The organism is Rhodococcus sp. ZPP, from assembly GCF_017656075.1.
Lineage (GTDB): Bacteria > Actinomycetota > Actinomycetes > Mycobacteriales > Mycobacteriaceae > Rhodococcus_F > Rhodococcus_F oxybenzonivorans.
On sequence record NZ_CP058638.1, the window covers coordinates 5,005,417 to 5,030,020 of the forward strand.

Annotated in this window: 17 protein-coding genes; 12 read left to right on the top strand and 5 right to left on the bottom strand. The window is 66.4% G+C overall.

Annotated elements, in window-relative coordinates; translation table 11 throughout:
- Positions 1 to 165: 165 nt before the first annotated feature.
- Positions 166 to 2,649, top strand: a complete 2,484-nt coding sequence (pcrA, locus tag HYG77_RS23180) for a DNA helicase PcrA (RefSeq protein ID WP_208960757.1) — start codon at positions 166 to 168, stop codon at positions 2,647 to 2,649.
- Between the two features lie 80 nt (positions 2,650 to 2,729).
- On the opposite strand, the gene HYG77_RS23185 is transcribed toward pcrA, so the two are convergent.
- Positions 2,730 to 3,824, bottom strand: a complete 1,095-nt coding sequence (locus tag HYG77_RS23185; protein WP_208960758.1) for a M23 family metallopeptidase — start codon at positions 3,822 to 3,824, stop codon at positions 2,730 to 2,732.
- Positions 3,825 to 4,056: 232 nt separating this feature from the next.
- Between HYG77_RS23185 and HYG77_RS23190 the strand changes: the two genes are divergently transcribed.
- The 3 genes from HYG77_RS23190 to sucD all read left to right on the top strand — a co-directional run bounded on the left by HYG77_RS23190 (position 4,057) and on the right by sucD (position 8,269).
- Positions 4,057 to 6,012: a hypothetical protein gene (locus HYG77_RS23190; RefSeq protein ID WP_208960759.1), complete on the top strand. Its 1,956-nt coding sequence runs from the start codon at positions 4,057 to 4,059 to the stop codon at positions 6,010 to 6,012.
- A 168-nt stretch (positions 6,013 to 6,180) separates the two neighbouring features.
- A complete protein-coding gene (gene sucC / locus HYG77_RS23195) occupies positions 6,181 to 7,350 on the top strand; it encodes an ADP-forming succinate--CoA ligase subunit beta (RefSeq protein ID WP_109332700.1) in 1,170 nt (389 codons plus the stop codon).
- A 16-nt stretch (positions 7,351 to 7,366) separates the two neighbouring features.
- Complete coding sequence (gene sucD / locus HYG77_RS23200; protein WP_015889388.1) at positions 7,367 to 8,269, top strand: succinate--CoA ligase subunit alpha; 903 nt, start codon at positions 7,367 to 7,369, stop codon at positions 8,267 to 8,269.
- A gap of 59 nt (positions 8,270 to 8,328) precedes the next feature.
- Here sucD and HYG77_RS23205 read toward each other — a convergent pair whose 3' ends face one another.
- Entirely contained in the window at positions 8,329 to 8,955 is a 627-nt protein-coding gene (locus HYG77_RS23205) for a YigZ family protein (protein ID WP_109332699.1), read from the bottom strand.
- Between the two features lie 126 nt (positions 8,956 to 9,081).
- Here HYG77_RS23205 and HYG77_RS23210 point away from each other — a divergent pair, with 126 nt between their 5' ends.
- From HYG77_RS23210 to purH, 4 genes are all read left to right on the top strand, one after another.
- The gene (locus HYG77_RS23210; protein ID WP_208960760.1) at positions 9,082 to 10,158 is read left to right on the top strand and encodes a DUF5336 domain-containing protein; all 1,077 of its coding nucleotides are present in this window, start codon (positions 9,082 to 9,084) and stop codon (positions 10,156 to 10,158) included.
- A 114-nt stretch (positions 10,159 to 10,272) separates the two neighbouring features.
- Entirely contained in the window at positions 10,273 to 11,793 is a 1,521-nt protein-coding gene (locus HYG77_RS23215; protein ID WP_208963496.1) for a DUF6350 family protein, read from the top strand.
- A gap of 53 nt (positions 11,794 to 11,846) precedes the next feature.
- The gene (purN, locus tag HYG77_RS23220; RefSeq protein ID WP_208960761.1) at positions 11,847 to 12,530 is read left to right on the top strand and encodes a phosphoribosylglycinamide formyltransferase; all 684 of its coding nucleotides are present in this window, start codon (positions 11,847 to 11,849) and stop codon (positions 12,528 to 12,530) included.
- Positions 12,523 to 14,079 carry a bifunctional phosphoribosylaminoimidazolecarboxamide formyltransferase/IMP cyclohydrolase gene (gene purH / locus HYG77_RS23225; RefSeq protein ID WP_208960762.1) on the top strand — a complete coding sequence of 519 codons (1,557 nt, stop codon included), beginning with the start codon at positions 12,523 to 12,525 and terminating at the stop codon, positions 14,077 to 14,079. The genes purN and purH overlap by 8 nt, the downstream gene beginning before the upstream one ends.
- Before the next feature lie 56 nt (positions 14,080 to 14,135).
- On the opposite strand, the gene HYG77_RS23230 is transcribed toward purH, so the two are convergent.
- A complete protein-coding gene (locus HYG77_RS23230) occupies positions 14,136 to 14,369 on the bottom strand; it encodes a hypothetical protein (protein ID WP_109332695.1) in 234 nt (77 codons plus the stop codon).
- A gap of 483 nt (positions 14,370 to 14,852) precedes the next feature.
- Here HYG77_RS23230 and HYG77_RS23235 point away from each other — a divergent pair, with 483 nt between their 5' ends.
- The gene (locus HYG77_RS23235; RefSeq protein WP_208960763.1) at positions 14,853 to 16,088 is read left to right on the top strand and encodes an N-acetylmuramoyl-L-alanine amidase; all 1,236 of its coding nucleotides are present in this window, start codon (positions 14,853 to 14,855) and stop codon (positions 16,086 to 16,088) included.
- Here HYG77_RS23235 and HYG77_RS23240 read toward each other — a convergent pair whose 3' ends face one another.
- Positions 16,089 to 17,057 (bottom strand): alpha/beta fold hydrolase, encoded by a 969-nt coding sequence (locus tag HYG77_RS23240; RefSeq protein WP_109332693.1) that lies wholly within the window; start codon positions 17,055 to 17,057, stop codon positions 16,089 to 16,091. It abuts the gene before it with no gap.
- Positions 17,058 to 17,296: 239 nt separating this feature from the next.
- Between HYG77_RS23240 and HYG77_RS23245 the strand changes: the two genes are divergently transcribed.
- The 3 genes from HYG77_RS23245 to HYG77_RS23255 all read left to right on the top strand — a co-directional run bounded on the left by HYG77_RS23245 (position 17,297) and on the right by HYG77_RS23255 (position 21,050).
- A complete protein-coding gene (locus HYG77_RS23245; protein ID WP_208960764.1) occupies positions 17,297 to 17,614 on the top strand; it encodes a hypothetical protein in 318 nt (105 codons plus the stop codon).
- A gap of 77 nt (positions 17,615 to 17,691) precedes the next feature.
- Positions 17,692 to 19,077, top strand: coding sequence for an ATP-binding protein (locus tag HYG77_RS23250; protein WP_109335301.1), 1,386 nt, complete (start codon positions 17,692 to 17,694; stop codon positions 19,075 to 19,077).
- Positions 19,077 to 21,050 (top strand): VWA domain-containing protein, encoded by a 1,974-nt coding sequence (locus HYG77_RS23255; protein WP_109332690.1) that lies wholly within the window; start codon positions 19,077 to 19,079, stop codon positions 21,048 to 21,050. The genes HYG77_RS23250 and HYG77_RS23255 overlap by 1 nt, the downstream gene beginning before the upstream one ends.
- Positions 21,051 to 21,103: 53 nt before the next feature.
- Here the strand turns inward: HYG77_RS23255 and HYG77_RS23260 are convergent, their stop codons facing one another.
- Positions 21,104 to 24,583 (bottom strand): serine/threonine-protein kinase, encoded by a 3,480-nt coding sequence (locus HYG77_RS23260; RefSeq protein WP_208960765.1) that lies wholly within the window; start codon positions 24,581 to 24,583, stop codon positions 21,104 to 21,106.
- Positions 24,584 to 24,604: the final 21 nt, after the last annotated feature.

The following is a 24,604-nucleotide window of genomic DNA, read 5'->3' on the forward strand; positions in this document are numbered from 1 at the left end:
CTCGTGAGCTGTTCAGTTCACGGGCACCGGAGGCCGGTACCCATAAAAAAATCGCCACAGGGGGCGCGATGGCTGACTGAACACGTGTACCAGTTTGCCACGGGGGTACCACGCAGGCCAAGCGGCTGTGACGCTGTCGGTAGACGCCGGTAGGTTTAGTGGACGATGAACACTATTTCGCGTACTGCTTCGCACACCGGTGCCGTGGCCACGCCGCGCGCATCCACGCCCGCACACGCCGGCTCGGACACCCTTCTCGAGGGCCTCAATCCGCAGCAACGCGAGGCTGTCGTGCACGCCGGTTCTCCGCTTCTCATCGTCGCAGGGGCCGGGTCGGGGAAGACGGCAGTGCTCACCCGCCGCATCGCGTACCTGCTCGCGGAACGTGGTGTGATGCCGGGCCAGGTTCTGGCCATCACCTTCACGAACAAGGCAGCGGCGGAGATGCGCGAGCGGGTCGCGCACCTGGTCGGTCCGCGTGCCAACAACATGTGGGTGTCCACGTTCCACTCGAGTTGCGTTCGTATCCTGCGCGCCCAGGCCGCGCTGCTTCCGGGACTCAACTCCAACTTCTCCATCTACGACGCGGACGACTCGCGGCGCCTGTTGACGATGATCTCCAAAGATCTGAACCTCGACACCAAGCGATACACCGCGCGGCTTCTCGCCACTCACATCTCGAATCTGAAGAACGAGCTGGTCGACCCGGAGCAGGCCGCTGCCGATGCCGACAAGGATCCGGCGGAGCTGCCGCGTCTCGTCGCGAAGGTGTACGGCCATTACCAGCAGCGGTTGCGCTCGGCCAACGCCCTCGACTTCGACGACCTGATCGGTGAGACCGTCGCGATGCTCCAGGCGTTCCCGCAGGTCGCTGAGTACTATCGGCGCCGGTTCCGGCATGTGCTGGTCGACGAGTACCAGGACACCAACCACGCGCAGTACATGCTGGTCCGCGAACTGGTGGGCAGCACAACGGCGGACCCGAATGCCGAGCACAGCATCGCTCCTGCCGAACTGTGTGTGGTGGGCGATGCTGATCAGTCGATCTACGCGTTCCGTGGTGCCACCATCCGCAATATCGAAGAGTTCGAGCGCGACTATCCCGATGCCCGCACCATCCTGCTCGAGCAGAACTACCGGTCCACGCAGAACATTCTCTCCGCGGCGAACTCCGTGATCTCCAAGAACACGGGCCGTCGTGAGAAGAGGCTGTGGACCGACTCGGGCGAGGGCGAGCTCATCACCGGTTATGTCGCCGACAACGAGCACGACGAGGCGTCCTTCGTCGCGTCGGAGATCGACAAGCTGGTTGATTCCGGAGAAGCGAAGTTCGCTGATGTCGCGGTGTTCTACCGCACCAACAACTCCTCGCGTGCGCTCGAGGAGATCTTCATCCGCCTCGGTGTTCCGTACAAGGTGGTCGGCGGCGTGCGGTTCTACGAGCGCAAGGAGGTTCGCGACATCGTCGCGTATCTGCGGGTGCTCGCCAACGAGGACGACACTGTCAGTCTGCGTCGCATCCTCAATACCCCGCGCCGTGGCATCGGGGACCGGGCCGAGGCGTGCGTGGCGGTGCATTCCGAGCAACGGGGAATCAGTTTCGCGGAGGCGCTGCGCGATGGCGGCGAGGGCCGGGTGCCGTTGCTGAACACCCGCTCACAGAAGGCCATCGCGTCCTTCCTCGAGTTGATGGACGGGTTGCGGATGATGCTGCCGCCCGAGTTCAGTTCGGACGAAGTGGTCCCCGATCAGCTGGGCGACATCGGCGACGTCGTCGAGGCGGTGCTCGAGCGGACGGGGTATCGCGCCGAGCTTGCCGCCAGCAGCGACCCACAGGACGGTGCCCGGCTCGACAACCTCAACGAATTGGTGAGTGTTGCACGGGAGTTCAGCTCCGACGCCCGCAATGCTGCCGGGCTGATCGACAGCCCCGAGGACGGTGACGTCGACGCGCGTGACGGTGAACCCGACCCCGGCTCCCTGGCCGCCTTCCTCGAGCGAGTGTCGCTGGTGGCCGATTCGGACCAGCTGCCCGACTCCGACGAGGGCGTCGTCACCATGATGACTCTGCACACGGCGAAGGGGCTCGAATTCCCCATCGTGTTCGTCACCGGATGGGAAGACGGCCAGTTCCCGCACATGCGGGCGCTCGGCGACCCCACTGAACTGTCGGAGGAACGCAGGCTGGCCTACGTCGGCATCACCCGTGCCCGGAAGCGGCTGTATCTCACCCGCGCAGTCATCCGGTCGGCGTGGGGGCAACCCATCCAGAACCCGGAGTCACGGTTCCTACAGGAGATTCCGACCGATCTGGTGCATTGGCGTCGTGAGGACCCGGGAACCGGCATCGGTTCCGGCGGCGCGATCGGTGGCGGCCGCGCCCGAAGTTCCGGCTATGGCGGCCAGGGTTACGGTGGCCACAGTTACGGCGGCAGTTCATCCGGGACGCCGAGTTTCGGTGCGGCCCGCTCGCGCAACAACAACCTGGTCCTCGCCGTCGGCGACCGTGTCACCCACGACAAGTACGGTCTCGGCACGGTGCTGGAGACCAAGGGTGCCGGACCGACTGCCACCGTCACGATCGACTTCGGAAGCGCCGGCAAGGTCCGGCTCATGCTGATCGGTGGAGTCCCCATGACCAAGCTGTAGGGCTGCACACAGACGACTGCGGCGCATGCACAGTGCATGCGCCGCAGTCGTCTGTGGTTACGTTCCGGAGTGTTTTCCGCTCAGTCCATCTCGGGGCCGAGGCTGATGCCGCGCGAGGCCAGCCACGGCAGGGGATCGACCTTGTTCTCGCCGCCGAGGTGAACCTCGAAGTGCAGGTGCGGGCCGGTGGAGAATCCGCGGTTGCCGACGGTGGCGATCTGGTCACCCGCCATAACCTTCTGGCCCACGGTGACGTTCGAGGTGTTGATGTGCCCGTAGACGGTGACGGTGCCATCGGCGTGCTTGAGGCGGACCCACATGCCGAACCCGGAAGCCGGCCCGGAGTCGATGACCTCACCGTCGGCCACGGCCACGATGGGGGTGCCGATGGGGGCCGCGATGTCGACGCCCGCGTGGAGCGTGCCCCAGCGCGATCCGAAGTTCGAGGTGAAGGTGCCGATCGTGGGGAGAACGAACAACGGCCGACGGGCCGCAGCCTCGCGGGCGGCGCGCTCTTCGCTGAAGCGCTGTCCTTTGGCGAGGAGGTTGCTGAACTGGGACAGGTCGGTGGGATTCGCGACGTTCAGGACCTGGGGGGCGTTCGACTCGGATGCGACGGTGTCCGCGACGGTGGAGAACTGGGCCGCCTGCGGCTCGGCGGTGGTGCCGATGACGCTCGACTCGTCACTGGCGAGGGCGACCTCGGAGTGATCGGTGGAGTTGGACGAAGAGCCGCTGACTCCGGCCTGACCCGCTGCTACGACGGCGCCCGCTGCGACTGCGAGAACGGCTGCGCGGCCCTTGAGGGCTGAGGGGGGAGTGGGAAGTCGGTGCGCTCCGCGGCGGGAGTGGGAGGGCGTGCCCTCGGGGGACTCGATACCGCTGCGGGGAATGAAGCCGGGGATGTCGAACTCGGAGTCGTAACTGCTCACAGCGTCTACGCGGTGATGGCCGGAACGCGAAGCGTTGTGCCTGCTGGAGCGGGGAGAATGCGAATCACGGGAGAACATTGTGGAAATCTCAGAACTATCGGTCTCGGTGTAACGCTCGACCGATCGTGGGGGATACGTGGGCGTGACCTCGTCGTTGTGACCAACCGAGAACGAAGGCTCACGTTCCTCGTCAGCGTGGTGATTCACAAAACGGCTGGCCGTGAACTGGCTGCGGTGGTGCATACGCCCGTCCAACCTCCTGCTCGTGACCTGCCTGTGACTTAGACCTTGGCGACGGTAACGAAACGGTTGCGATGCGCGCAACCTGTAACGCGAATGAACAGCTACTTGTGACGGGCATCACAACGCGAGCTGGGGGAATGCGGGCGCGGGTAATCGGTCTCGATTCGATCTCCAGCGGAGAAGCGCGTGTCACACCGGCCGTGGGCCGGGTGCGAGGCGTTAGCGTCGGTCCGTGGCGTCATCAACTCGTTCCGGAGAAGGCCCCCGGGCGCAGCCCGAACGTATTCCTTCCCCAGGAGGCGGCGCTCGATCCGCCGCGGTCGAGGAGCCGGATCCCGACAAGGCGCGTCGAGGGTGCACGACCGCTGCCATCCTGGCTTTCGTCGGAGGACTGGGTGTCGCTGCCGCACCCGTCCTACAAGCGGCACGGCCGGCGGCAGGCGCCACGGTGTTGCCGGGCGTCGGCGCCGCGGCCGTGTGCGCGGCAGTATTTGCCCTCGCAGCGCCGATCGTGGCGATCGCCGCCCTCGCCGCGCGCAGGACGGCATTCGCCGGCGGCCTCCTCGCGGGCGCGGGTGCGGTCTCGATCGGCGCTGCCATCCTGGACGTTCAGCTGTGGACGGACGCAATCGATGCCAACCGACTGGAGCTGTTCCGTCCGCAGACGGCAGCGGAACTCACCGCGGGCACCGGCGCCTACACCCTCGTGGCCGGTCACATCCTGATCGTGCTCGCCGGCCTTCTCGGGATGGTGGCGGTCCACCGCTGCTCCCTCCTCGACGGCTACGGCGATGCACGCAGTTCCGAACAGGTGGGACGCTCGACCGGAGCGCGAGTCGGTTTCCTCTTGTCCGCGGTGACGGTGGCAGCGGCCGTGGTGCTGGTCGGAGCACTGTTCGCGCCCGCCCTCGTGTCCTCGGATCCCGTCATTTTGGTGCCGGCCGTGGTCGAATCCGATCTCGCGACCTCGATCGGGGCCGCGGCGATGGCCGTCGCCGTCCTGATCGCCGTCGCCTCCGCGTTGGCGTCGATCTCCCCGCCCGTGTCGGCGGGAGTCCTGATCGGGTTCGGGCTCGCTGCTCTGGGTGTAGTCGGGACGCGCCTCGTGGCAGGACTCGCCGCAGGCGAACGCATCGGGGTCGGGCCGGGCTCGGCGTGGGGAACCGTCGGAGCCGCCGCATTGGTGTTCGCGGGGCTGTGTGTCCCCGCGATCGACCGCGCCCGCGACGGTCGCATCCTGCAGGCGCTGGCCGGCGCCGCGACGGATCGGACGGTGACACCAGCCACGGGGAAGGCGGGGGCCGTCACGCCGTCCGGGAAAGGCGTTGCCAAGGCCGCCGCCCGAGCGGAAGCCGAGGCAGCTCGCGCACGGCTCGCCCGATGGCACCTCACCGCCGGAACCGCCGGAGCCCTCACTGCCGTCCTCGCCGCCACCGGGGCATTGCTTCCGGTACTGGACACGCCCGCCTCGTTGGTGCGTCCCGACGTTCTCGCCACCCGGGTCGTCCTCGTCGCCGCCATCGTTCTCGCCGTCGGAACGATCTGGTTGTTCTTCTCCGAGTTCGCTTCGGCGGTGCGACCCGCGGTCGGAATTCTGTGGGTGACGATTCCCTTCTCCGTCGCGGCGGTGACCCAATCCGTGGTGCTCGCCACCGATGTACCGGGTATCAGCGCCGGCGCCGGCTCGGTTCTGCTGTGGTGCGCCGCGGTCGCCGCCGCCGTGACCGGGGTGCTCACGTGGTTCGCCGGTTCCGCGGAACGGGAGGAGATCGATACCTCCGAGGAGCGCTCGACCGATCTCGCGGTCCTCGTCGTCGGGGGGCTCGGCGCCCTGTTTGCGTTCGTCGGCCTGGCACTTCCGCTCTTCTCCGGCATCGATGCTGTGGGCGACCACTCCGCTGCCGCCACCTTCGGGGAACTTCCCTGGGGACTCGACGTGTGGGGACGGGCGTTGCTGGGTGCGACGGTCGTCCTCGCGGTGATCGTGGCGGCGCGTGCGAGGCCTGCCCGGGCATGCGCACTTCTCCTGGGAGCAGGCGTCGCCATGGGGGTGTATTTGCTGTCCTGGCCACTCGCCCGAGCGCGGCTGGAGGCCCCGGAAATGGGGGCCGGTGTCATCCCGTCCGCGGTGGGCATAGTGTTGGTTGCGGCTGCCGCGGCCCTCACAGCACGCACCGGAAAACGGTGAGCACCCCGCCGGAAAATCGGTGAGGCGCACCTCAGGGGGGCGTATCGCGTGATGTGGACCACATACCATGCACGCGGGCGCAGACCTGGCCCGGCAACTGGTTAAAGTCCAAAACAGACCCGCTCCTACCCCTCGAGCGGGTGTCAACGCAGACGAGACGGTGAGCAGATGGATCTCTTCGAATACCAGGCGAAGGAACTCTTCGCCAAGCACGAGGTGCCGACTTCGGCTGGGCGTGTTACCGACACGGTCGCCGGCGCGCGCGAGATTGCCGAAGAAATCGGCAAGCCCGTGATGATCAAGGCACAGGTCAAGGTCGGCGGCCGCGGCAAGGCGGGTGGCGTCAAGTACTCCGCAGACGTCGACGCCGCCCAGGCGAACGCCGAGGCGATTCTCGGCCTCGACATCAAGGGCCATGTCGTCAAGAAGCTCCTGGTCGCAGAGGCGAGTGACATCGCCGAGGAGTACTACATCTCATTCCTGCTCGACCGCACCAACCGCACCTACCTGGCCATGTGTTCGGTGGAAGGTGGAGTCGAGATCGAGGTCACCGCCGAGGAGAACCCCGACGCCCTCGCCAAGATCCCCGTCGACGCCGTGAAGGGTGTCGACCTCGCGTTCGCGCGCAGCATCGCCGAGGCAGGAAAGCTGCCCGCCGAGGTGCTCGACGCAGCGGCCGTCACAATCCAGAAGCTGTGGGACGTCTTCATCAAGGAAGACGCTCTCCTCGTCGAGGTCAACCCGCTCGTCCGTACCCCGGACGACCAGATCCTCGCGCTCGACGGCAAGGTCACGCTGGACGAGAACGCTGCCTTCCGTCAGCCCGGCCACGAGGCGTTCGAGGACAAGGACGCCACCGACCCGCTCGAGCTCAAGGCCAAGGAAAACGACCTCAACTACGTCAAGCTCGACGGACAGGTCGGCATCATCGGCAACGGCGCCGGCCTGGTCATGTCGACCCTGGACGTCGTCGCCTACGCCGGTGAGAAGCACGGCGGCGTGAAGCCCGCCAACTTCCTCGACATCGGCGGCGGTGCGTCCGCCGAGGTCATGGCCAACGGGCTCGACGTCATCCTGAACGACGAGCAGGTCAAGAGTGTGTTCGTGAACGTGTTCGGTGGCATCACCGCGTGTGACGCCGTCGCCAACGGCATCGTCGGCGCCCTGAAGACGCTCGGTGACGAGGCCAACAAGCCTCTGGTCGTCCGCTTGGACGGCAACAATGTCGAAGAGGGTCGCCGTATCCTCGCCGAGGCCGCTCACCCGCTGGTCACGGTCGTCGGAACCATGGACGAGGCCGCCGACAAGGCTGCCGAGCTGGCCTTCGCCGCAAAGTAAAGGGACTTAAAACAACATGGCTATCTTCCTGACCAAGGACTCCAAGGTCATCGTCCAGGGCATCACCGGCGGCGAGGGCACCAAGCACACCGCGCTGATGCTCAAGGCCGGTACTCAGGTCGTCGGCGGCGTCAACGCCCGCAAGGCCGGCACCACCGTCACCCATGACGGCGGCGTCGAGCTCCCCGTCTTCGGCACCGTCGCCGAGGCCATCGAGAAGACCGGTGCGGACGTCTCGATCGCGTTCGTTCCGCCGGCCTTCGCCAAGGACGCCATCGTCGAGGCCATCGACGCGGAGATCCCGCTGCTCGTGGTCATCACCGAGGGCATCCCCGTGCAGGATTCGGCGTACGCCTGGGCGTACAACGTCTCCAAGGGCAACAAGACCCGCATCATCGGCCCGAACTGCCCCGGCATCATCACCCCGGGCGAGTCGCTGGTCGGCATCACCCCCGCCAACATCGCGGGCAGCGGTCCCATCGGTCTCGTTTCCAAGTCGGGCACGCTGACCTACCAGATGATGTTCGAGCTGCGTGACTTCGGTTTCTCCACCGCCATCGGCATCGGCGGCGACCCGGTCATCGGAACCACCCACATCGACGCCATCGAGGCGTTCGAGAAGGACCCCGAGACCAAGGTCATCGTCATGATCGGTGAGATCGGTGGCGACGCCGAAGAGCGTGCCGCCGACTACATCAAGGCGAACGTGACCAAGCCGGTCGTCGGCTACGTCGCCGGCTTCACCGCTCCCGAGGGCAAGACCATGGGCCACGCCGGCGCCATCGTCTCCGGCTCCTCGGGAACCGCGCAGGCCAAGAAGGACGCCCTCGAGGCGGCTGGCGTCAAGGTCGGCAAGACGCCCTCCGAGACCGCTGCGCTCGCTCGCGAGATCCTGCAGAGCCTGACCGTCCAGGCCTAGGCGCTCCGCGCCCGTGCGCCTTTTTGGTAGCTCCAACTACCAAAAAGGTGCACGGGCGGTTAGGCGTCTATCCAGATCTCCCCGGCCGGATGAAGTGTTCCCGCGCCTGCCGTGACTTCCGCGACCAGATTCGCCAAGTCCTCCGAATCGCGGGCCGCGAGCGTGAGTACCGCCTCTTCGCCGTACGTCGTCTCCACGACCACCACGCCGCGCATCCGCAGTTCCGACTCCACCCGACCCGCATCGGCGTGACGAGTTGCCAGCGTGTGAAGTTGTCGACGCTCCCGTGCCACGAGGCGTGAGGCGTCGATCGCCGCGGCCACCGCGCCCGAATACGCGCGGACCAGTCCGCCCGCCCCCAGTTTGATTCCGCCGAAATATCGTGTGACCACCACTGCGACGTCGACGAGGTCCCGTGTCCGCAGGACCTGCAGCATGGGTATCCCCGCCGTTCCGCCGGGCTCTCCGTCGTCACTCGAACGCTCGAGCCGTTCACTGGGTCCGTTCCCGACAATGTAGGCGGAACAATGATGCCGCGCATCGGGATACGCGCGGCGCTGCGACTGCACGAAATCCTGTGCCGATTCTGCATCCTCCACTCGCCGCAGGGCCGCGATGAAGCGCGAATGCTTGATCTCCGTTTCGACGGTGAGATCGGTAGCGCGGGGAGCGAGCGTGTACGGCATCGACCCATTGTCTCCCGCGCCGTTCCCGGCGGTGTGGGCCGCTACCGAGGGCAGTGACCGACGGGTATACGTAGGCTAGCGTCGGAAGAGCGCACGCAGACGACCACTTGTCGACGAGGAGAAGTCATGACGTTCCCGCCCGGCGGACCGAGCTACGGTCCGCCCGCGCAACAGAATGCAGCGCAGGAGAATGCAGGGGGAGATTCCAAAGGCCTGGGCTTCTTCCTCCTGATCGGTGTCGCGGTTCTCGGGTTGCTGAATCTGCTGTTCGGGTTCGCCCCGTACGTCACCGTCGTCAGTGAACCGCTCAATTCCTTCGAGGCGGGGTCGCACGGCCTCGGGTTGCTGTTCCTCGGCGGTCTGCTGGCTGCGGTATCTCTTCTCCCCAAACAGAACTATGCGGGTGCCGCGGCGGCGGCGTCCATCTCCGGCTGGGTTCTCGCCCTGCTCATCTTCCTCAACTTCGACGCCGATTCGGGTTGGGGCGCCATCTTGATCCTCGTGCTGGGATTCATCCAGTCGGCAGTGGCGGTCGCTGCGCTGCTGTTCGACATCGGCATCGTGAAGCAGCCGGTCCGCAGTCCTTCGGCCGCTGGTGCTTTCGGCCAGTCCGGGCAGGGCGGCTACGGCCAGAGCGGGCAACAGTCCTACGGGCAGCCGTCGCAGGGCTACGGTCAGCAGCCTTCACAGGGGTACAGCGGTCCGCAGGGCTTCGGTCCGCAGGGCGGTCAGCCGCAGCCGGGATACGGGCAGTCGGGTCAGTCTCCGTACGGCCAGCAGGGCTTCGGCCAGCAGGGCCAGCCCGGTCAGCAGCAGCCCGGCCAGACGCAGTCTTCGCCAGGCCAGTCCGGTTACGGTCAGGGCTACGGGCAGCAGCAGGGCTATGGGGCAGGGTCGGCGCCGTACGACGCTCCGACGACCGCATATCAGCAGCCGCAGTACCAGGGGTATTCGCAGCCGGGCGCAACCCCCTCCTCGCAGTACCCGACGGGACCGGCGGGCACCAGTTACGGTTCGGCCCAGCACGCCGCTCCTGCCTACGGCGCGCAGTCCGGATCGTCGCCGGTGGAGCGCACCCTGGAGTACGGCGAGCAGTCGCGTTCCGAGTCGCAGCATGCCGACACAGGTGAGTCGTCCGAGTCCGAGGGTCACGGTGCACCGACCCAGGCCTTCGACACCCGTTCCGACCGGGACGACAAGTAACGGGACAGAACCAAGCAGATGGCCTTCGACCGCCCATGGTCGGAGGCCACTTCTGTGCGGCGCGCCTGACCGCGGTCGCGGCGCCGAGGTGCCACTCTCGAGGGGATGAGTTCTTTGGTTGATCGTGTTCAGCGCAGGGCTGCACGAGGTGATGAGCGGCGATCCGCTGAAACTGGGCGGGGTCCGCAGGCCCGGGTGCCGGACCCCGACGAGGCGTGGGCGTTGCTGGCGGTGGCGTTCCGGCCGGCGGCAGTGACGATCGTTCTGCTGTCGGCGTTGATCGTGGTTACGCTGGTCGCCGCGAACAGCGACCTGACCGGGACGTTCGGCGCGATCGCTGCGTCGTGGCTGGCGATTCACCAGGTTCCGGTCACCGTCGACGGCACCGTGCTCGGTGTCCTTCCGTTGATCCCGACCGCGGGCATGGTGTGGGCTGTCGCCCGCGGGTGCGCCGGGGCCGTCGACGTGGCGTCGTCGCGCCGCCGGGTTCTCCGAGTCGTGGGAGCCGCGGTGGGCGGCCCCTTGGTCATCACCGCGATCAGCCTGGCGGTGATCGCGGACGCATCGGCGGTCATCGCCTTGTGGCCACCGAATACTCTCGCCGCGTTCGGCTGGGTGTTATTCGTGCACCTGCTGGCCGCCGGGCTCGGGGTTGCGGTCACGATGTGGCCGACGTGGTCTGCGGATCTTCCGGCATGGGCGCGGAACGCGGTGCGGCCGGGACTGCGCGCGTTCACGGCGATTATCGGTGCAGGTGCCGCTCTGGTCACCGTGTCGTTGCTGGTGGAGTGGTCGACGGTCGGTGGGCTGCTCGAGCGGGGCGACGGTGTGGTGGGCCTCCTCGGGCTGACCGTGCTCTCGGTGCTGTACCTGCCCAACGTCGTGATCGGTGCGGCCGCCGCCGCGATGGGCGGCACGGCGGACATCGGGAACGTGTCGGTGAGTGTGTTCGGGAATGTGGGCGGCTCGCTGCCTCCGTTGCCGGTACTCGGCGCCGTTCCGGACGGCGCCGCGGGCGGTGCCTGGCCCGCTCTGCTGACGATTCCCCTGCTGATCGGTGTCATGCTCGGCCGCGACTCCGGGCGGCGCGTGGCCGGACAGGAAGCCCTGTTCACGGTGTTGGCCGCGGCCGCGGGCGTGGGTGTGGTGGCCGCGATTCTCGGTCTGGTCGCCGGCGGTGAGCTGGGTGCCTTCGGCACTGTCCGGATCACGTGGTGGGTGTTCGGCGGACTGACATTCGCCTGGCTGGGATTCGTCGGAGTGATCACCGCGGTCGTCATCGCGTGGTTCCGCGGGCGGGGCGCTGACGACGACGCGGACGAGGCCTCGACCGACGAGGAGGAACCCCATCTCCCGGGCGAGGAAGAGGTGCCCGCCATCGCCGCTCCCGTTCCCGATGCATCTCCCATTCCGGCGGGTAAAGCTCCGGGCAGGGTCATCGACGCGGAGCTCGTCGAGGACCCGGAGACACCGGCAGGCGCCGCGGCACCCGAGGACGACGAGGCCCAGGCGGAGGTCGTGGTGGACGCCGAGGTGGAGGAAGACCCGGTGACTACGGGATCGGATGCGTCCGGCGAAGCGGATCACGGAGCTGAAGGCGACCTGCCCCGAGGGTCCGCAACCCCCAGCGACTAGGCTCTTGCTCGGTCGACGATGCGACCGCCCGTTCGATTTCACCAGCCTTTCGATTGTTCAGGAGTAGAGCGCTGACTTCCTCGCGTGACCACCTGAGGCCGACGGCGGCGACCGGGACGTCATCGACGGCACCGGCGCGGGTCGTCGTACTCGCATCCGGTGCCGGCACCCTGCTGAGGTCGCTGATCGACTCCTCCCGGACCGGCGGATATCCCGCCGACGTCGTGGCGGTCGGTGTCGACCGGAACTGTGACGCGATCCGCCACGCGGAGGCTGCCGGAATTCCCCACTTCCGCGTGAGCCTGCGCGACCACCCGGACCGTGCGTCGTGGGACAAGGCGCTCACTGAGGCTGTCGCGGCACACGAGCCGTCGCTGGTGGTGTCGGCGGGCTTCATGAAGATTCTCGGCCCGGCGTTCCTCGATCGGTTCGGTGGCCGCATCATCAATACCCACCCCGCGCTGCTGCCCGCCTTCCCCGGTGCGCACGCCGTGCCCGATGCGCTGGCGTACGGCGTCAAGGTGTCGGGGTCGACGGTGCACCTCGTGGACGCCGGTGTCGACACCGGCCCGATTCTCGCGCAGGAACCCGTGCCCGTGCTCGACGGCGACGACGAGTCGACCCTGCACGAGCGAATCAAGAGTGTGGAGCGACGGTTGTTGGCGGATGTCATCGCCGCTGTCGCCACCCGTGGAGTTGTATCCGATGGACGAAAGGCCGTGATCCCCAGTGAGTGAACGCAAGGCTGTGCGCCGAGCGCTCGTCAGCGTCTACGACAAGACCGGTCTGGTCGAGCTGGCTACCGGCCTGCACAAGGCGGGTGTCGAATTGGTGTCGACCGGGTCGACGGCCGCGAAGATTGCCGACGCCGGTATTCCGGTGACGCCGGTCGAGGCGCTCACGGGGTTCCCCGAGTGCCTCGAAGGACGGGTCAAGACCCTGCATCCGCGGGTGCACGCCGGTGTACTCGCCGACACCCGCAAGCCGGAGCATCTCGCCCAGCTCGACGAACTCGGCATCGAGGCGTTCCAGTTGGTGGTGGTGAACCTCTACCCCTTCACCCAGACAGTCGCCTCGGGTGCAACTCCTGACGAGTGCGTCGAGCAAATCGACATCGGCGGTCCGTCGATGGTCCGCGCTGCCGCGAAGAACCACCCGTCGGTTGCGGTCGTAGTCGATCCCGCCCGTTACGAGGACGTGCTCGCGGCGGTTGACGGCGGCGGTTTCACGCTCGGTGAGCGGACCGCTCTCGCCGCTCAGGCATTCCAGCACACCGCGTCGTACGACGTCGCAGTGGCGAGCTGGATGACGTCCACGCTGGTCGAGAGTGGTGACTCGCAGTTCCCCGAGTGGGCCGGTGCCACGTGGGACCGCTCGGCGGTGCTCCGTTACGGCGAGAACCCGCACCAGGCCGCCGCGCTGTACGTGAACCCCGCCGCTTCCGCAGGCCTCGCTCAGGCGGAGCAACTGCACGGCAAGGAAATGTCGTACAACAACTACACCGACGGAGACGCCGCCTGGCGTGCCGCCTACGACTTCAGTGATCCCGCGGTCGCGATCATCAAGCACGCGAATCCGTGCGGCATCGCGGTCGGCAGCGGCATCGCCGAGGCGCACCGCAAGGCGCACGCGTGTGATCCGGTGAGCGCATACGGCGGCGTGATTGCCGCCAACCGTGAGGTCACCGTCGAGATGGCGGAGCAGGTTGCCGAAATCTTCACCGAGGTGATCATCGCGCCGTCGTACGCAGACGGCGCACTCGGTGTGCTGCAGCGGAAGAAGAACGTTCGCGTGCTTCTTGCGAAGGCGCCGAATCCCACCGGGATCGAGCTGCGTCCGGTGTCCGGGGGAGCGCTGCTCCAGGAACGGGACGTTCTTGACGCCGAAGGTGACAACCCCGCCAACTGGACTCTCGCGGTCGGGGACGCTGCCGACGAGCAGACCTTGAAAGATCTCGAGTTCGCTTGGCGGGCTTGCCGTTCCGTCAAGTCCAATGCCATTCTGCTGGCCAGCGACGGTGCGTCGGTCGGCGTCGGAATGGGTCAGGTCAACCGTGTCGACTCCGCGCATCTGGCCGTGCAGCGTGCGGGCGACCGGGTCGTCGGGTCGGTGGGTGCGTCCGACGCGTTCTTCCCGTTCCCGGACGGCTTGCAGGTTCTCGCCAACGCGGGCGTCAAGGCTGTGGTGCAGCCGGGCGGTTCGGTCCGCGACAACGAGGTGATCGACGCCGCCAAGGAAGCCGGTATCACCATGTATCTCACGGGCGCGCGGCACTTCGCGCACTAGGGTTCGGCAACTTCGCGAACGGGCCTCGGCTTCCTGCCGTGGCCCGTTCGTGGTTGTCAGGCCGCTGCGGCTGCGTGTCCCCGGCCGGTGCCTTCGAGTGTGCGCGGCGAACCGGTGATGACCACGCGTGCGGCGCCTCGGCTGCGGACCTCGCTGATCAGCTCGCCGAGGGTCGCTTCGTGTGCGGCGTCGCAGTGCGACAGGTCGAGCGTGACCGCGTATCCGGTGAGGTCGTCGGGCAGGCCTGGATACGGGGGCTCGGTGGACAGTTGGTTGATCCGAAGTTTCATGGAGTGCTCCTGCAGGTGAAGGGTAAAAGAAAAGGCACCCGAGGGGTTTGCCCTGGGTGCCCGAGAAGAACTGGATGGATTCTCGTCATTCTCGGGGTGCGCCGTACTTGGAGATGTGCTTGTCGGCGGTGCAGTGACGCCATGCGGGTACGGATGCGAAGAGCGCGTGAAGCTGCATCATGTCCGTACCTTTCTGCGTGACGTTGCTGGTTGGTAGATGACCGTACAGCACCGATCGAGGGTTGTGCACTTCCATTATCGGGTCCGCCGCGCACACGACCGAGCTGAGCAGCGATCTTTCGTGCAGAGTTGCCGTGCTGTTCACCTTCGCGCGATTCGCCGCTTCGGTCACAGGTTGCTCTCGATTCGGTTTCGAGCGTCACATTCGTTCGTTGCAGCTGCTTCACTCGGGGCTGATGTGACTCGTGTGGCACCTGTGGAAGGAGAGTGGCGCCCGCACTGCGACGTGCGCCCATCCCCGGTATGAACAGAACTGCGATCAAGGCCGGCCTCGGTGCCTGCGTCCTCGGCGCCTCCGTACTCATTCCCGCCCATGTCTCGGCGCAGCCGGATCCGGCGCCGACAGCGACCGGCACCGAGCTCGCCGACCTCACGGTTTTCCTCGACCCCGGTCATCAGCGTTCGGCCGAGGGGAACGACCTCACTCGGCAGGTCGACGACGGCCGAGGTGGGACCAAGGACTGCCAGACGAGTGGGATGACTTCACTGGGCGGGGTACCGGAGCACACGATCAACTGGAATGTGGCACAGCTGGTGAAGAGCAGTCTCGAAACCTTGGGCGCGTCGGTGGTGCAGAGCAGGCAGAACGACACCGGCTGGGGCGGATGCGTCGACGAACGCGCGCGCGCGGCGAGCGAGTCGAACGCCGACGTGGCCGTGAGTATTCATGCCGACTCGACGGCGTCGGGTGAGGACGCCGGGAAACACGGCTTCCACATGATCGTCCCTACCCTGCCGATACCGGACGAGGCGGCGAATGCGGCCCAATCCGGGGGCGGCCTCGAAGCGTCGAAAATGATGCGCGACGCCTATGTTGCCGACGGGTTCGTCCCTGCCAATTACGCGGGGGTGGTCGATGGCATCCAGACCCGCGCCGACGTGGCGGGACCGGCGCTCACGAAGGTTCCACTGGTGTTCGTCGAGATGGGTAACGGTTCCCATCCCGAGGACGCAGCTCAACTCGAAAGTGCCGACGGTCAGCTGAAGCACGCGATCGCCATCACCACGGGCATCGTCACCTATCTGCTCACCGGATCGTCCGTAGGATCCGAACTCGACGCCGTACAGTCGGCCGCCGCGACCACCGAAGCGGACGCGACCACCACCACTGCGCCCTCGTCGTCAGGGTCGCCGACCATCACCACGACACCGAAGGCGCCGTCGGCCGCGGCAGCGCAAGACACGACCACGACGGCCGTCACAACCTCGGCATCTGCCACGACCACGACCACGACGACGGCACCGACCACGACCACCAGCGCACTCGAGGCTGCGACACCGACGCCCACGACGCCGTCCGCACCGGCGCCGGCCGGGGAATCGACGGAACTGTCGCGGCTCCTCGAGACGCTGCGACCGCTTCTCGAGGTCGACGGAGTGGACGGTCTCGAGGATCTGGTGAACAACGAGAACCTGGGGCTCGTCTCCGACTTGGCCCGGACACTGATGGCGATGCTGAACGACGCCCGGCCGAACTGACTACAGGGTGGCCACCCAGGCGCTGAACGGCTCGGCGAACTCCGACGAATAGGGGAGGGGCTCGACGTAATCGGGGCCTGTGGACGGGCGGTTCCCGACGTCCTTGAGGACATGGCTGGCGTTCACCATGCGCACCGACGTGAGAGCAGTGTGCGCCAGTGCGGCATCGAGTCCATCGACATCGGCCACCCGCACCTGGATGTCCTTCGCCGAGCAGCTCGTCAGAACAGGGAAGCCGGCAGGGAGGCGGCCGGCGAGCGTGCGAGGGTCGAGCGCATCCTCCTCGGCGAGGGCTTTCGCGTTGGCGTGGACCAGACCCGCGTTCTGCAGTGGCTCGGGCAGGTTGTCGGGGATCGTTCCGTCGGTGCGGAGCGACTCGACGGTGTCGGCCAGAGCAAGCCGGAGTTCGTCCGCCAGTTCCACCGGCAACTGCCCGGCGCCCACAACGGTGTCCAATTGGGCGGAAATCTGGGTCGTCAGCAGGTCGAGGAGGCGGACACTGAGCGGTTCCAGAAGTCCCACGGCACGGACCCGGTTCTCGCCGACTGCGGTGGCGAGCGCCAAGGCGACGAGTCCGCCGTCGCTGTGACCGATAACGATGAGCCTCGACGGGTCCACACCGGGTTGCGCCGCGAGGAAGTCCAGCCCCGCCGATGCGGCGTCGACGAACGTGGTGAATCCGAGGTCGCCGATCTCGTCCACCTCATAGGGGCCGAGAGCGGTTCTCCCGCTGCCGATCTTGTCGTAGCGCAGGCTCACGATGCCGTGCTGCTCGAGTAGATCGGCGAGAAATCGGAGGGTTCCGATGTCGCCGGGGAGGAGGCCGCTGTCACCGTTTCGATCGGTGGGTCCGCTACCGGCAAGCAGGAGCGCCCCGGGTGCGGCTGCCCCGGTCGTGTGCTCGGGGGTGCGCAGGCTGCCGTAGTAGGTGACGGCACCGCTCTCGAAGGTGATCTCGGCGTCAGGCATGGGGACTGTCTACCAGTTCCGGACGAACGGTCGCGAGGCGGAAGCGCACCGAGTTCCGTGAGGCGGAGCCGACCCCAGTTCCGTGAGGCGGAGCCGACCCTAGTTCCGTGAGGCGGAGCCGATCCTAGTTCTCAGAGAAGCAACACAGTCCTCACAAGAACGGCGAATAGCGTTCAGGTCAGCACATCCCCGCCGGCGCTGCGCCGGACCGAGATCCGACTCCAGGAAGGTGCCACGCCATGAACGTCGTACAGCTGAACACGGGTGGGTACGTCGCCGCCCTGTTGTCGCTCGATTTCGTCGATGGTGCCTTCCGCGGCGATGCCGTCGAGTGCATTCATCGCGGGGAGGTCGACGAATGGGCCTTCGCCCTGGCCCGTACCGGGTTGTTCGGGAACCGTGCCGTGGCCGAAGCGGTCCAGTCGTGGCGAGACGATCCGCGATCGCTGCTCGATGCCCTTCTCACCGACGCGGACGAGGTGCTACGCAAGCGTTACGACGTCGCCTGGCAGGCGCTGGACAGGGTGGCGACGGCCAGTTCGGCCGCGTACGCGTGACGCGGGGTGTGACGGAATCTCGCTGCTTCTCCACGTCAAGGCGTGCCGATTGTCTCGAACACTCGTAGCTTGGAGTGGTGACGTCATCGCAACAGAGACCTTCCACACTCGGCGAGCTCCGCGAGTCGGGCCATGTTCAACGCACCGTCAAGGAAGAAATCCGCGAGAATCTGCTCGCGGCCCTGCGTGACGGACGTGATCCGTGGCCCGGCATCGTCGGGTTCGAGGAGACGGTGTCACCGCAACTCGAGCGTGCCCTGATCGCCGGGCACGACGTGGTGCTCCTCGGCGAACGTGGACAGGGCAAGACACGACTGCTCCGCACACTCAACCTGCTCCTCGACGAATGGACTCCGGTTATTGCCGGTTCCGAACTCGGGGAGCATCCCTATGAGCCCATCACGCCGGCCTCTATCCGTCGGGCACGCGAACTGGGTGATGCACTGCCCGTTCTGTGGCGGCATCGCAGCGAACGGTATTCGGAGAAACTCGCCACGCCCGACACCTCGGTGGCGGACCTCGTCGGTGACGTCGACCCCGTCAAGGTGGCGGAAGGCCGCAGCCTCGGCGACCCCGAGACCATTCATTTCGGATTGGTGCCCCGTGCTCACCGCGGCATCGTCGCCATCAACGAACTCCCCGACCTCGCCGAGCGCATCCAGGTGTCGCTGCTCAACGTGATGGAGGAGCGCGACATCCAGGTTCGCGGGTACACCCTGCGGCTTCCCTTGGATGTTCTGTTGGTGGCGAGTGCGAACCCGGAGGACTACACCAACCGTGGTCGCATCATCACTCCGCTCAAGGACCGGTTCGGCGCCGAAATCCGCACCCACTATCCGAACCATCTCGACGACGAGGTCGAGGTGATCCTTCAGGAAGCGCATCTCCTCGCCGAGGTGCCCGAGTATCTGCTCGAAATTCTGGCGCGCTTCACCCGCCTGCTGCGTGAGTCGACGTCGGTCGACCAGCGATCGGGTGTGTCCGCGCGATTCGCGGTGGCCGGGGCGGAGACGGTGAGTGCCGCGGCGGTCCATCGGGGAGCTGTTCTCGGCGAGGCGGACCCGGTTGCGCGGCCGGTGGACCTCGAGACCGTCGTCGACGTGCTCAGGGGCAAGGTCGAATTCGAGTCCGGTGAGGAAGGGCGGGAGATCGAGGTTCTCGAACACCTGTTGCGCCGGGCAACGGCCGACACCGTGCGGGCGAGGCTCGGCGGCATCGATCTGGCTCCGTTGGTTGCCGCCGTCGAACAGGGTGAGCCCGTCGTTACCGGTGAGCGAATTACCGCCAAGGTGCTTCTGAACGAGCTGCCTGAACTCGACGTCCTGGATGAATTGGCCGAGCGGCTGGGCGCCGAATCGGATGGGGAACGCGCCGCGGCGGCGGAGTTCGCGCTCGAGGGGCTGTACCTGGCGCGCCGGATCTCCAAGAACCCCGACATCAACGGCCAGACGGTGTATTCGTAATGACCCGCAAGGCGGAGCGCGGGTCGCACAATGCGCGGTACGGGCCGTACGAAGGCGGTGATCCGCTTGCGCCGCCCATCGACCTGAGGGAAGCCCTGGCCGCGATCGGTGACGACGTGCTGTCGGGCAGTTCGCCGCGTCAGGCCTTGCGGGAAATGCTCCGGCGTGGCAATCGCGATATGCGGGGACTCGACGACCTTGCAGCCGAGGCCAATCGGCGCAGACGGGAACTGCTGAAACGAAACAATCTGAGCGGCACCCTCGAAGAAGTGCGGGAGCTCCTCGACCACGCCGTTCTCGAGGAACGCAAGGCGCTGGCCCGCGCACTCGACGACGACGCTCGTTTCGCGGAAATGCGGTTGGCGGAACTACCGCCGTCGACGGCGCAGGCCGTGCAGGAGTTGGCCGACTACGACTGGCGTAGCTCCGAGGCGCGCGCAGACTACGAGAAGATCCGGGATCTCCTCGGTCGGGAGGTGCTCGATCAGCGATTTGCGGGCATGAAGCAGGCCCTCGAAGGGGCGACGGAGGAAGACCGCGAACGCATTCGCGACATGCTCACCGATCTAAACGACCTACTCGACAAGCATGCCCGCGGTGAGGACACGCAGGAACAGTTCGACGACTTCATGAACAAGCACGGCGAGTACTTCCCCGAGAACCCGCGCAACGTAGAGGAGTTGCTCGATTCGCTGGCACAGCGCGCAGCGGCCGCGCAGCGTCTCCGGAACTCGCTGTCGCAGGAACAACGCGACGAACTGGACGCGCTGGCCCAGCAGGCATTCGGCGACCCGTCCCTGATCGGACAATTGGATCGGCTCGATCAGCACTTGCAGGCCGCCCGGCCGGGTGAGGACTGGCAGGGCTCGCAACGGTTCCGCGGCGACCAGGGCATGGGACTGGGTGAGGGGACCGGTGCCCTGCAGGACATCGCGGAACTCGAATCGCTCGCCGAACAGCTGTCGCAGCAGTACGCCGGAGCGGCACTGGACGACATCGATGCGGAGGCACTGGCCCGGCAACTCGGTGACGAGGCGGCCGCGGACGCGCGGACCCTGGCAGATCTCGAGAAGGCGTTGCGTGATCAGGGTTTCTTCGACCGCGGTGCCGATGGTCAATGGAGGCTGTCCCCGAAGGCGATGCGGCAACTCGGGCAGACGGCGCTACGGGATGTGGCACAGCAGCTGTCCTCACGTGGGGGACAGCGGGAAACCCGGCGGGCGGGTGCGATGGGTGAGCCGACGGGAGCGTCCCGGGAATGGGCGTTCGGGGACACCGAGCCGTGGAACGTGACCCGCACGATGACCAATGCCGTGCTGAGGGCGGCGGCCGAGGTGTCGGACCGACCCCGTGTCCCGGTCCGGTTGTCCGTCTCCGACGTGGAGGTGATGGAAACCGAGCAGCGGTCGCAGGCGGCGGTCGCGCTGCTCGTGGACACCTCTTTCTCGATGGTGATGGAAGGCCGCTGGGTGCCCATGAAGCGCACCGCGCTGGCACTGAACCATCTGATCAGCACGCGTTTCCGCAGCGACGAGCTGCAGCTGATCTCGTTCGGCCGTCACGCGCAGGTGCTGACGCCGTCGGAACTGGCGGGCTTGGACGGCGCCTGGGATCAGGGCACGAACCTGCACCATGCGCTGTTGCTCGCGGCGCGGCATCTGCGTCGGCACCCGAATGCGCAGCCGGTTGTCCTGATCGTCACCGACGGCGAGCCGACGGCGCACCTCGAGCCGGACGGGTTCGCGTACTTCGACTACCCGCCGAGCGCGCGCACGCTGGGCCTCACGGTGCGCGAACTCGACACCCTCGCTCGGCTCGGCGCCCGTGTGACGTTCTTCCGGCTCGGCGACGACCCCGGCCTGGCGCGAGTGGTGGATCGGATGGCCGAACGCGTCGGGGGACGGGTGGTCGCACCAGGCTTGGACGGTCTCGGCGCGGCTGTCGTGAGCGACTTCATGCGGCGCAGGCGCTGAGTGCGGCTCCGCCGCCCGTGAGTACTTGTTAACCGCGGGCGGTTAACAAGTACTCACGGGCGCGTCAGCGCACTGTGGAGCACGGTGTCTATGAAGGGCAGCAACACGTCCGGATGCATGGCAGCCCCGCCCTCGTTCAACTGCTCACGCAATTCTCTGAGAACCGAAACGACATGGGGTCCGCTGTCGAGGAGGAAGCGTATCAACCCGTGCCGCTCACATTGGGCCACAACAGGAATCAGCGTCTGCTTGGCCTCCTCCTTCCGGCCGGCTGCCCAGAGGCAGGCTGCCAGCAGTCGAGTGGCTCCGAGTCGCGCAAGCTCACGTCCGGTTCCGGCGAGTGCATGTACCCAATTCTCAGCCAAATCGCATGCGAAGCTGAGCTGCTCAGGATCACCGCTGCGAAGCAACAGCAAGATAGTGGCCTCGTTCTCCATCTCGGCGGTGACCCGTTCGATTCCGTCTGCAGGCTCCTGACGCGATCGGCGGGTGAGGGGCACGACACCGGAGCGAGGTGGATACCCCAGTCGGGCACGTTCACAGTCCACCGCAGCCCGCAGCCGGGGGAGTGAGTATTTGTTGGCGGTCCGGATGCCTTGATCGAGCTGGGCGGCCGCGCCGTCATGGTCGCCGCGTATGGACCTGATTCGGGCACTCGAGCAGTAGTGCCGGATCATGAAGTCCGATGCGCCACCCAGTGCCGCTGCGTCGCTGGTTTCGTCCAATAGTTCTGCAGCCTCGTCGATTCGGTCTTGCTGGTAGAGATCCTCGGCGAGCAGCACGCGGGTGAGTCGCGCGTGCTGGGATTGGGTGTTGCCGGCGTCCCGTACGAGATTGAATGCTCGGTGATACAACTCGCTCGCCCCGGCGATGTCGAGTTGTTCGGCCCGGGCCATACCGGCGAAACAGTATCCGTAGGCAACGGCGTAGGGTCCGGTGGCCTTCTGGTGGTATGGAGTCGCCCACACTTGCCTGTCGTAGGCATCACTGAATCGAAACTCGTAGGTATCGACGATGGTGTCGATGAGTGCCGCCATCGACACGACGAAGGGGTGGTGCTCGTGGGCATGGGCCAGGCAGTGAGCGACGAGATCTTTGACACCGGCTGCGCGGTCAGCGGTGATGATGGTATCAGCCTGCAGCACATCGGCTTCCACCTTCAGCCGGGCGCGTTGGTCGTCGGGAAGGTCGAGTGTGTTCAGGAGCTCGAGCGTCCGGTGTCGGGCCTTCGTTGCAACGTCGAGTTGCTGTAGTTCAGTGTTCGCCCAGCCGATCGTCAGCTGCAGGCGCGGACTGGACAACACCAGATCGGGCGGCAGCTTGGCAATCAGGCCGAGGAGCGTGGACATCTGGGACCGATCGAGTAGGTACAAGCTGTCGTTCTCGAGCAGTCGGACTGCTGCAGTTCGGTCACCGGCAGAAAGGGTGTGATCGAGCGCCTCGCCGAGTAGGTGCCGCTCACGGAACCACGCGGCCGCCCTGCGATGCAGTGCCGCGATCCGATCTGGATGGTCACGCTCGAGGCGCTGTCGCAGAATCTGCGCAAACAGGTGGTGGTAGCGGTACCATCTGCGGTCCTCCACTGTTCGGGTGAGAAAGAGGTCGCGGGCGACGACCTGATCGAGCTTCGCCGTCCCATCGGGGACGCCTGTGAGAGCTGAAGCGAGTTCTCCGCAGACCCGGTCCGGTACTGCGGTCGCGAGGACGAAGTCGAGGAAGTCGGGTTCGAGGGCGTCGAGTACGTTCTCGGCGAGATACTCGCCGAGTGCGTCGGTCCCGGCGCGCAACTGGCCCAACAAGGTCTCCGGGCCCTCGGATTCCCGCAGCGACAGCGATGCCAGTTGTAGCGCCGCGATCCATCCATCCGTCGTGGCTCGCAACTCCTCGACTTCGGAATCGGCCGGAGGTATCTGCATTCGGTCGGCGAAAAACTGCCTTGACTCGGAAGAATCGAAACCCAGTGCTGCGGAGTCGATTTCCAGTAGTTCGTCGCGAACCCGCATTCGGCTGAGCGGTAACCCCGACCGGGTACGGCTGGCCACGATGATCTGAAGGTGGTGGCAGGCGTTGTCGAGAAGAAACTCCATCACCGCGATAGATTCGGGCGCGGAGACCCGATGCCAGTCGTCGATCACGGCGACGAGCGGTTCCCCGCTCTCGTGTAGTCGGTTGATCAGGGAAGTGAGCACGAAACGTTCAGTTGCTTGCCCCTGTTCTTCGAGTGATTGACCGAGATCGCCGACCAACTCGGCGCGAACCCTCTGGATCGCTTCGACTAGATGCGACAGAAACCAGACCACATTGTCATCGTCACGGTCGACGGTCAGCCATGCCACTGACACTCCCTGGGAAACGAGTTCCTCCCGCCACTGTGCAACCAGGCTGCTCTTGCCGAATCCTGCCGGTCCGTGGACGAGGGTGAGTCTGCGGCCCTGGCCGGCGCGCAGTGTGTCGAGCAAGCGGTGGCGCCACACCAGTTTTCGGGACGTCGTGGGTGGACGAAACTTGGTCAGCGGGGAAGGGGGCGTTCGTGGAGCTTGCACCCTGTAGGGGCGCGGACGAGACCGTGGTGCGGCTTCTGGAGGTCGCCATTGTGCCGTTCCGGTGGACTCCGCGCCTCTGTCCGGGAGAGGGGAACGTTGTTGTGGTACCTGCATTCGATCGACAGCCATGTCATGCCTGCGCTCCACGGCGCGAAGTTCGTTGCCGAAAGCGGCGGCGCTGTCGAACCGATTCTCCACGGCACGGGCCATCGCCCGTTCCAACGTCGCGCACACGTCCTCTGGTATTCCGGACTCTCGCAGATCCGGGATCGGCTGCGAGGAGATACGGAGGAATTGTGCAACGACTTGTTCACCACTGAGTCGCTCGAACGCGGCGTGCCCGGTGAGCGCGCAAAACAGAGTCGATCCGAGACTGTATACGTCTGACGCGGCGGTCGGCGGTCGGCCTTCGAGGACCTCGGGCGCGGTGAAGGCGGGGGAACCGGTGATCGACCCAGAGGCGGTTTCGAAGCCTCCGGACACTCGTGCGATACCGAAGTCTGTAAGCTGCGGCTCGTCGTACTCGGTCAGCAGGATATTCGCTGGTTTGACATCCCGGTGCAAGGTACCGGCGCGGTGGGCGGTCTCGAGAGCGCCGGCGATCTTTATCCCGAGCCGAACGGTCGGTTCCCATCCGATAGGGCCGGTACTGCGGATCTGCGCGTCCAAGGAGCCGTGCTCATGGTAGGGCATGACCAGAAAGGGACGGTTGCTCCGTGTAACCCCTACCTGATACAGGTCGACGATGTTGGGATGTCCGGACATCCGACCCATTGCTCGTTGTTCGCGCACGAAGCGGGCGAGGTTCTCGTGGTCGAGGTCTGTTGTCAGAACTTTGACGGCGACCGTGCGGTCTACCGCGTCGTGTAGGCAGCGGTAAACGACCCCGAACCCACCCCGTCCGATCTCCACAGCGTCGTCGAAACCAGCGGCAGACAGTTCGGCCGCGATATCCGGCTCGCGCTGAGTGGCCCACCGGTCGTCCGCCATTGGCATACACCACCTCTACGC